Source organism: Lamprobacter sp., assembly GCF_034860625.1.
Taxonomy (GTDB): Bacteria; Pseudomonadota; Gammaproteobacteria; order Chromatiales; family Chromatiaceae; genus Lamprobacter.
On sequence record NZ_JAYESN010000135.1, the window covers coordinates 1 to 9862 of the forward strand.

A 9862-nucleotide genomic window follows, 5' to 3' on the forward strand; every position below is an offset into this window, starting at 1 on the left:
TTTATGATGCACTTCAACCATATGGGATTTTTGCCGGCCCTGATCCTTTACTTGAAACGCAATGGCTGAACAAAAATATTAATCAATATGATGGTATACATATTCATTGGCCTGAACAAAGCTGGCGTGGGTCAGTGCCAGACTGGTATAGCGAAAGTATGCTTAGTTCATTTCCGGGATCATGGAGGTTTGAACGATATTTATCTTCTAGTGAAAGTATAAAAAAGACTAGGAGCTTTATTAATGCACTGAAATTTATAAAGACGTCGGGAAGGTTTATTATCTGGACGTTTCATAATGTTGAGCCGCATGAGTCGACCGGCAAAGCGGATCGTATTGGCTACAATGCTCTCGCAAGTTGTGCCGATCTAGTGATCGCTCATGATGATTACGCGGCAAGCCTGTTCAAAGATCGTTATCCACGAGCCGTGAAGCCGATCGTGATGCCCCACGGGAACTATCGCGGCATCTATCCAGAACCTCAGCCGCGTAGTCGGACTCTTTCAGAGCTTGGCCTTGATGACAATAACCCAGTGTTTGCTTGTGTGGGTCGTCTACGTCGATATAAAGGTTTTGTAGATGTAGTCAAAGCCTTTAATTTACTTGGAGAACAATTTCAATTGATTGTCGCGGGAGCGCCAGATGATCGCGAAACAAGTGATCAACTTGATATGCTATCTGCTGAAAGCGAGTCAATAAGGATTATGAAAGGCTACATTGATGATCAGCGATTTTCAGATATCGTTCATGCAAGTGCCGGTGTGATTTTGCCGTATAAATCGGTGACCGGCAGTGGAGCGTTGTTAGCCGCATTAAGCCTAGATCGTGGAGTAATTGTGTCAGACTTAGATTATTTCAAAGAAATTATGAAGCTTGAACCTGATGCGGGATTTATTTTAAGCGACCTGGAACCCAGGATGATCGCGAATAGTATTCAAGAGTTTTGCCGCAGAGATGAAAATGCGAGGAACAAAGCAGTGAGAAGGCTTATTAATCGCTTCGATTGGTGTGATTTGATTAAGCCTGTCGCTCAGCAAATTGCTAAGATCAATAGGTTAAGAAGTCTGACCTCAGTTGGATGTGCCACACAAGAGGATTAACGTTATATTCTTTCACATTGGCTGGCGAAGACAAATTAGCCTGTGCAAAAACGACCTGCCATTTATAAATTGTTATTTTTACTCTTAGTGACGGAATTTGTTGTGGCTAAGGTCAGGTTGTTCGAGAAATCATGGAATTCTATATTGTGATTTAGTCTGTGTTAGGCGTTGCTGAAATTGGTGAGGAGGTTTTTAGTATATAGTATGAGGAAGAAAGCATCAGGCCCAAGAAGGTATATTGTGTTCTGATTTGGCAAGAACACTAGGTAAATGCCGCTTTACTTTTTCTAAATCATAGCGGTGGTTTTTAATTGCATAGTCAAAAAAACTAGAAAGCTTAGTTGGATCTAGCACTGTGTCTACTTGTGTGAGGTTTCCTTTTAATTCAAAGTGATTCATCAGTCCCTCGAACTTTCCCTTATAGCTAAAACAATAAACTGGGATACCTTGCGATAAGGCTGCTATAGCAAGATGCATGCGGCCAGTGATGGTCAAGTCACAAAAGCCGGTTAGATATTTTATTTCTTGCGCTGTGCGCTGTTCTGTTAAAACAAAAATATTTGATTTGCATTCGGTCTTTTCGTAAATAGAAACGAGAATAGATTGATCGGATTGTTGCTGTCGGTAGTCGTGTGGTAGAAAAATAAATGAGCAATCAGGATGTGTCTCTTGTGTGTGACGTATCGCCCGCGCTACGCTGCTAGAAATTTGTTCGTGGTTTGCATTAATTGGCAAGCTATTAATGTTTAGGGCAACCAAGGTTTTTTTATTCTGACGTTGTGTGGTGATCCATCTTTCTGCTGGTGAATGTTGGAGTTTTCCGATCTCTGCAGGCATTGAAAAGGCTAAGTCCGCGGTCAATTGGCATCTATGGCCCACGAACTTTTTGAATCTTTCGCAAGAGATGGGGTCTCGAGACTTAAATTCAATATTAGAGCTAAGTTTTGATAATCTTGAATATATTTCTTTTTTTGGGTTGTCGGAAAAGCTAAAGCTAACAAAAGCAACGGCAATCCCTATTTTATCAAAAATTTTGGCGATATCAATCCATGCATGGTTCTTAGTGATATTGTATGAGCCGTCAGTGGTATCTGCCCCGACAATTATTAGTCCTCTTGTTCTGATTAGCCTTATTGCTAACAAAATAATCGCAATTTTGTCAGTGCTAGAAGCTGTCAGGGTACGCCTGGGTCCGTATTTTGTTTGATGAATTTTTTTATTTCCAGAAACGAGTATCTCATCGTATTGTAACCCTCTTTGATAGAGAAGTTGGGATAGTCCTTCGAGTAAAGCTTGATCACCAAGGCTGCCCGGAGGCGCTGGCGCTATCACCACAACCGAGGACTCTTTCGGAATAAGCTTTCTTGTTGTGTTTATGAGCTGAAAGACGGTTAAGGATATAAAAGAGGTTAGTCTTTTTTTCATGCTTATTTTGGCGCTCGTTTTCACAATTATGAGCCGCGTTCAGCACCCTATCGACCCTGGACTGGTCTGCGTTGGAATTCCTGACAACCTCATGTTGGCCTTGGGCGCCCTTATGATCAACGGCTATTGAGTTTCGCGCTTTAAGGATTCTGGATACCTAGCTCAGATGATGCCGAATTGGTGTCCTCGATGTCTTAAAGCCTGTTACACATGCCGCTGGCCCGTATTCCTCGGGCACTTCTGGAAGGCGTTAAGAGCGCTAAGTCAATTTGAGTAAGCGTTAAGTTCACGGAACTGGGCGCCATCGTTCCCCCAACTATAGAAGGCAATCGTGCCGGTGGCATGGGCGTTATCCGTGACCGAGAACACGAGGTTGCCGTCGATCCAGACCTCGATGGTATCGCCTATGACGTCGATGGTGACCGAGTAGGTGCGCCCTTGAGTAAAGGCGACGTTGTCTTCGGCGAGGAGGGTGAAGGCGCCATTGACCTTCTTGACCAAGCGGCGGTACTGGCGTTCTTCATCCCAGGAGAACCGGTAGTAGTTGTCGGCGTCGCCGATGCGGAACATCAGTCCGAGAGCGTCATCGTCATCGGAGCGCAGCGTGAACTCGGTGCGGTAATCGCTCCAAGCGCTGCCGGCGTCGTAGCGGAGATAGGTGCCGGGCTTGGGGAGGCGTGAGCCATCCCGGGAGTCGCCCCCCCAGATGTTGCTGGATTGTCGAAGGGTGCCGTTACTCACGTCCCAATTGGAGGGCGCATCGACCGTGCCCTCATCGATCAGGCTCCAGCCACTCGGCAAGCCGGCGCTGAAGTCCTCCTGTAGCAATGTCGAATCTCCCGTTCCGCCTGAATCGTCAATGACGGTGACTGTTTGGCTGCGGGTATCACTGGCGCCAGCGTCATTGGTCACGGTCAGCGTGACGGTATAGCTGCCTTGGGTGCTGTAGTCATGGGTTGGATGCTGGCTGCTTGCGCTGTTGCCATCGCCAAAGCTCCAAGACCACTCGATGATCGTGCCGTCGCTGTCGGTGGAGGTGTCAGTGAAGGTGCAATGAAGTTCGCTGCAGTCGCTCGTGAACTGAGCGCTTGGCGAGTCATTGGGCGTTTCCCCGCTTGTGCTCTGCACGGCAAGATTCCCGAACTGGGCGCCGTCGTTACCCCAGCTGTAGAAGGCAATCGTGCCGGTGGCATGGGCGTTATCCGTGACCGAGAACACGAGGTTGCCGTCGATCCAGACCTCGATGGTATCGCCTATGACGTCGATGGTGACCGAGTAGGTGCGCCCTTGAGTAAAGGCGACGTTGTCTTCGGCGAGGAGGGTGAAGGCGCCATTGACCTTCTTGACCAAGCGGCGGTACTGGCGTTCTTCATCCCAGGAGAACCGGTAGTAGTTGTCGGCGTCGCCGATGCGGAACATCAGTCCGAGAGCGTCATCGTCATCGGAGCGCAGCGTGAACTCGGTGCGGTAATCGCTCCAAGCGCTGCCGGCGTCGTAGCGGAGATAGGTGCCGGGCTTGGGGAGGCGTGAGCCATCCCGGGAGTCGCCCCCCCAGATGTTGCTGGATTGTCGAAGGGTGCCGTTACTCACGTCCCAATTGGAGGGCGCATCGACCGTGCCCTCATCGATCAGGCTCCAGCCACTCGGCAAGCCGGCGCTGAAGTCCTCCTGTAGCAATGTCGAATCTCCCGTTCCGCCTGAATCGTCAATGACGGTGACTGTTTGGCTGCGGGTATCACTGGCGCCAGCGTCATTGGTCACGGTCAGCGTGACGGTATAGCTGCCTTGGGTGCTGTAGTCATGGGTTGGATGCTGGCTGCTTGCGCTGTTGCCATCGCCAAAGCTCCAAGACCACTCGATGATCGTGCCGTCGCTGTCGGTGGAGGTGTCAGTGAAGGTGCAATGAAGTTCGCTGCAGTCGCTCGTGAACTGAGCGCTTGGCGAGTCATTGGGCGTTTCCCCGCTTGTGCTCTGCACGGCAAGATTCCCGAACTGGGCGCCGTCGTTACCCCAGCTGTAGAAGGCAATCGTGCCGGTGGCATGGGCGTTATCCGTGACCGAGAACACGAGGTTGCCGTCGATCCAGACCTCGATGGTATCGCCTATGACGTCGATGGTGACCGCGTAGGTGCGCCCTTGAGTAAAGGCGGCGTTGTCTTCGGCGAGGAGGGTGAAGGCGCCATTGACCTTCTTGATTAGGCGTCGGTACTGGCGTTGTTGATCCCAGGAGAACCGATAGTAGTTGTCGGCGTCGCCGATGCGGAACATCAGTCCTAGGGCGTCATCGTCATCGGAGCGCAGCGTGAACTCGGTGCGGTAATCGCTCCAAGCGCTGCCGGCGTCGTAGCGGAGATAGGTGCCGGGTTTGGGGAGACGTGAGCCATCCCGGGAGTCGCCCCCCCAGATGTTGCTGGATTGTCGAAGGGCGCCACCGCTCACGGTCCAGTTGGAGGGCGCTTGGTTTGTTCCTTCATCGATTGTGCTCCAGCCGCTCGGAAAGCCTGTGCTGAAGCCATCCTGCAGAAGCATACCAGACGGCAAGGGCGGGGCAACGCTGAGTGTCAGATCAGCGGTATCAGAACTGCCATTTTGGTCGAGGACCTCGACAGTGAAGCTGTAATCTCCGTCAAGTGTTGGCGCGCCAGTCAGTGTGCCACCGACGTCGAGATCGAGACCAGGTGGTAAGTCCCCGGCGGTGATCCACCAGTTGTAGGGCGGGGTACCGCCGCTGGCCGCTAGTTCTGCCGAATAGTTGCTGTCAATGCGAGCGAGGGGTAGGGTCTCTGTATCGATCGTTAGTCCTGGATCGACAGGCTTGTAGATCCAGATGTCGCCGGCTCTATCGTCGGTGACTCCAATGAAGACGTCGTATCCCGAGATATATTTCCACTTGCCGAGCACCCCGTAACCAGGTCCATGGTCAGGTGCCGGGCCTAGCGGTGTTGGTGCTTGCTCCAGGGTCCACCCCTCCGGGGACAATTGTTCAGGCGGGATGAGGTGCCAGACGCGCTCAAAACCATCCCAGAGCACGAATCTTTTTCTCAGCGGATCGTAGTCGAGTCCGTACAGGTCGGGCCAGACGTCCCGAAATCCGGGATCGACTTCGATGGGCTTGAAAATCACCTCATTGTTGAATGGGCCGGCTTTGTTGAGATCCCAGTACGCAAACTGGGTGCCGGCACTGCGCAGGAAGATATTGTGTTCTGGGCTGTAGGCGCCTGCGCCTTGACGCTGATCGAGTGTCCAGCGGCGACCGACGACCGTGATTTGATCGCTGAACGGATCATCGACGTCCGTGACCGTATACTGCAACAGTTCTCTAGCTCCGGCCTGAAAGAAGAGCGTGTCCTTGCCATCGATCTCGGCGTAACCGGTGACTGAGTTGACGCCGTGCTCGAAGCCATTGAGTGTATCTCGGTTTTCCCACATCTCTCCGCCTAAGACGTCCGGGAATAACCCGGGGTCTACCTGCGAGCCGGTGAGGCCGCCGACCTTGTTCGCATCGGCCCTTGCTGGATTCCAGAAGTAGGGGCCCGTTCTGACTAAGCCGCTGTCACCGCGATAGGTGAAGGAGCGCCCGAGGTTGTAATCAGCGCCGCCAAAGACGACGAAGCGGTCGGCCAAGGGCAAAAATTCATTGGAATCGTAGGTGTGAGCAGAAATGGGTGCTGAAAAGGGTCCGTCCACGGTTTCGAATCGGCTGCCGCCAGTATTCAAGACGTCGCTTGGGAGTGATCCTCTGCTCCACTCAAGGGTGTCGGATGACCAGAGGTAGACGTCGTTGCCAGGGTAATTGGCATGTCCGCCCCCCCAAAACACCAATCTTGCCCGGTTTGGGTCCCAAGCCATCGAGCTCCAGGCAGAGACCACACGATTTGGGCTGCCCCAGATCATGTTGGTCTTAGGGCGCTGTGCGGCTGGCGTCCAAACGCCCTGGAAACTGTTTGTGTTTACTCTCATCCATTCCCCGGGCGCAAGGTCTCTGGCGAGTTCAGCAAAGGTTGCCCCGCCCTCAGGAAGTGGTAAAGGCGGGCTTGCTGATAGATCCTGAGCCCAGAAATCGTCGAATCGCGCTGGCTGAGTACCGCATGCGTACAGGCCGGCCGCGCCAACCAGAATGGGGTCCGAGTCATCGATGTGGAAGATCAGGTCGGAATCCAGAAACACTCGGATGATGTTATCAACGATCTCGACTTCTGCAAGATATTCGGTCCCTGGGCTCAAAGGGATTGTGGCTTCGGCGAGCAGTTGGAAGCGTCCGTTGGTGCGCTTCATCAGTCGTAATATTGGCTGATCCACGCCCCAGGAGAGGCGGTAGTAGTTTTCGGAGTCGAGCCAGCGAAAAACGAGTCCTAGATAGCCTGATTCGTTCCCTGTTAGGCGGGATTCGAGCCGGTAGTGAGACCATGTTTGAGTTTCATCGGCGATCAGCAGCGACCCAGGGCGATCTGCCAGCGACTCACCGACCGGGCAGCCGGGACTGGTGTGCTCGATCGCGCCGGCTTCTTCTGACCAAGAGGCATCAGGCGGGTAATCGGGATCGCTCAACGGGGTCCATGCGACCAAGGATTCGTTGCTGAAGATCTCCAGCGGCTCAGTGCCTGCAATTACAGCGCTCAGCGAGGCAGTCAGTAAGAATGCTATTAGTCGTCTGAACATTGGTCCGTCTTTCCTTGCAAGGTCGGTGGTCGATGCCGATGATTTTACCTTGCTGGTGAGCCCTGTGCCAGCGTTGTGGCTCCTGTATGACTTGACGGCACAGGATGAGGCTAGGGCTCAGGTCGCTGAAGGTGGTAGCGCAATCAGCATGGGGTTTAACGTCCGCCGATTATAAATTTCATGATTCTCGGGAATAATCGATAACCAAATTTATAGATTAGTATTACCGCTAGAGAAATAAAAAGAGGGGTTGTTGCCCAGAATAGCCAATAAGGTGATATCGGCGATAATACTTTTTGGTAAAAAATCCACAGCACTACTAGAAGTGGGCCGTGGGTGAGAAACGTGAGGAAGCTGTACTTTGCTAACCCAGCAACCCAGGCTCCGAATTTAGAGTTTACAAGAAGAGAACTGGCTGGCCATATCAAAAGAGGCGAAATAACGCGAAGGTAGTTTCTGTTTTCTATCTGGAAGAAAACAATCGCAAAGCAGAAAATCAAAAATGCCGCTAAGAGCCAAATTGCAAATCGATCAAGTTTTCTCAAATCCCAGTTGAGCAAGGCTGCCATGCCGCCAGCATAAAATATAATGGGCATTGTGTTTCTGAGCACTAAGTCTCCATCAAAGTCAAACCAAAATATAATAAATATAACTAAAAATCCAGTCCAAGGTATTTTTCTAATTAGTATTCCAAACAGTGGTGACAGCAGCGATATGACATAGAGGTCTCTTAGAAAATTTAGTGGATAATTGATAGGGCTGCTGAATAAGCCGAAGATTGCATCAGCCCAAGTTAAGGCGTGGAAAGGGTAGAGTGATTGCGAGAATTCATAGTTGGTTAAATGGTTTGATTGAATGCCATAGACGGCGAGCGCTAAGGGAAGGTTAAAGATGACAAGCGGGACTAAGATGGTCTTTGTTTTCTTTAAAGCTAGATCCTTGAACTTTTGATCAAGACTTGCGCTAAATAATAGTAAACCAGAAATGAATGTGAGTACTGGTACTGAGGTGCGGAAAATTGCATGCTGAAATGTGGCCTTTATGAAATCAAAAACAGATGCTCCGGTCTCTGCAAGCGGTACATAGGGTGGAGTATGAAGAATAATAATCCCGAAGATCATTATGTATCGTAAGATGTTGATTCTTTGGCTTATATCGGCGTCTAATTTGGCCATGTCTGATATCGGCGCGATTGCGTAGTCTTTGTCAAGATGCCGTTAGCAAGTCTTCTAAGTTGGCCACTATCCGCTTACTAGCCTGGCCATCCCAGCGTTCAGGTACGGTTCCCGTCTGCCAGTCACCGGCGAACAGGCGCTCTAGCGCCGGCGCCAGCTTCGCGGGATCAGTGCCGATCAGCGCATTGGTGCCCTGGCTGACGGTCTCTGGTCGCTCGGTGCTATCGCGCAGGGTCATGCAGGGTATGCCGAGCACGGTGGTTTCCTCGGTGATACCGCCGGAATCGGTGATGACCGCCTTGGCGTGCCGGACCAGATAGTTGAACTCGAGATAAGGCTGTGGCTCGACCAGATGCAGGGTCGACGGCAGATCGGCAAACTCGGCCAGGCTCTTGGCGGTGCGCGGGTGTACCGGGAACAAGACCGGCAACCCGCGCGTGCCGGTCTCGATCGCGGCCAGTAGGGCGCGGAGCTTGGGGGCTTGGTCGACATTGGCGGGGCGATGCAGTGTCATCACAAAGTAGCCGCCGGGCTCCAGCGCCAGTTCATCCCAGAACGCCGGTGGTCTGAGCCGGTCGAGATTGGCCAGCAGCGTGTCGATCATGGTGTTGCCGACGAAGTGGATGCGCGCGTCCTCGACCCCGGCCTTGCGCAGGTTGGCGTTGGCATACTCACTGGTGGTGAAGAACCAGTTGCTGATGGCATCGGTGACCATGCGGTTGATCTCTTCTGGCATGCTCCAGTCGCCAGAGCGGATGCCGCCCTCGACATGGGCCACCGGGATACAGAGCTTCTGTGCGCTGATGGCGCAGGCCATGGTGGAGGTGACATCGCCGACCACCAGGCAGAGGCGGGACGGGGCCTCCAGCAGCAAGGCCTCATAGCGGGTCATGATCGCCGCCGTCTGCTCGGCCTGGGTGCCGGAGCCGACCTCCAGGTTCACATCGGGCTGCGGGATGCCGAGCTGCTCGAAAAAGGCGCCGGAGAGTTTTGGGTCATAATGCTGACCGGTATGCACCAGCCGGAAACGCAAGGGTCCACCCGCGGCCTCGCGCTCCTGCAAGGCGCGGATGATGGGCGCGATCTTCATGAAGTTGGGGCGCGCGCCGGCGATGATGTCGATGAGGATGGTATCCATGGATGTCAGTGGCATGTTTAGCAAGAAAAATGATGGCCACGAGCTTTTTCACCGGAGCTTGCTGGTCCAGCGAGTGGAGTTGGGGCAAGTCTATTGAGTACGGTTCTAACCGGCAAGCGGCAGCGGATGTTCACCAAAGATGAGGAAGATATGGCTTTTGAAATCCGCCATCACGGCGCTGCCACCGGCGTGACCGGCTCCTGTCACGAATTGCGTTACGCCGCTAACGCCAACGGCAAGAGCCTCGATTCGCAGAACGCAACCGGCGACCACTCTCTGCTCATCGACTGCGGCCTCTTCCAGGGCGACGAGGCCGGCGACGATGGTGCGCGCGCCAACCAACTGCAGATCGGCTTCGACGTTGC

The 9862-nt window shown here is 52.7% G+C and carries 5 protein-coding genes and 1 pseudogene; 2 read left to right on the forward strand and 4 right to left on the reverse strand.

The window, feature by feature from the left end:
* Positions 1-1100, forward strand: a 1100-nt coding sequence (locus VBE63_RS21380) for a glycosyltransferase (RefSeq protein WP_323685048.1), incomplete at its 5' end; no start/stop codon positions are given.
* Between the two features lie 219 nt (positions 1101-1319).
* Here VBE63_RS21380 and VBE63_RS21385 read toward each other — a convergent pair.
* The 4 genes from VBE63_RS21385 to wecB form a co-directional block, all read right to left on the reverse strand.
* Positions 1320-2525: a polysaccharide pyruvyl transferase family protein gene (locus VBE63_RS21385; RefSeq protein WP_323685049.1), complete on the reverse strand. Its 1206-nt coding sequence runs from the start codon at positions 2523-2525 to the stop codon at positions 1320-1322.
* Positions 2526-2789: 264 nt separating this feature from the next.
* A complete protein-coding gene (locus VBE63_RS21390; RefSeq protein ID WP_323685050.1) occupies positions 2790-7073 on the reverse strand; it encodes a PKD domain-containing protein in 4284 nt (1427 codons plus the stop codon).
* Positions 7074-7339: 266 nt separating this feature from the next.
* Positions 7340-8359, reverse strand: coding sequence for an acyltransferase (locus VBE63_RS21395; protein ID WP_323685051.1), 1020 nt, complete (start codon positions 8357-8359; stop codon positions 7340-7342).
* A 31-nt stretch (positions 8360-8390) separates the two neighbouring features.
* On the reverse strand, positions 8391-9497 hold the full coding sequence (wecB, locus tag VBE63_RS21400) for a non-hydrolyzing UDP-N-acetylglucosamine 2-epimerase (RefSeq protein ID WP_323685052.1): 1107 nt from the start codon (positions 9495-9497) through the stop codon (positions 8391-8393).
* Positions 9498-9623: 126 nt separating this feature from the next.
* Between wecB and VBE63_RS21405 the strand changes: the two are divergent.
* Positions 9624-9862 (forward strand): annotated as a pseudogene (locus VBE63_RS21405) (hypothetical protein); the annotation flags it as partial.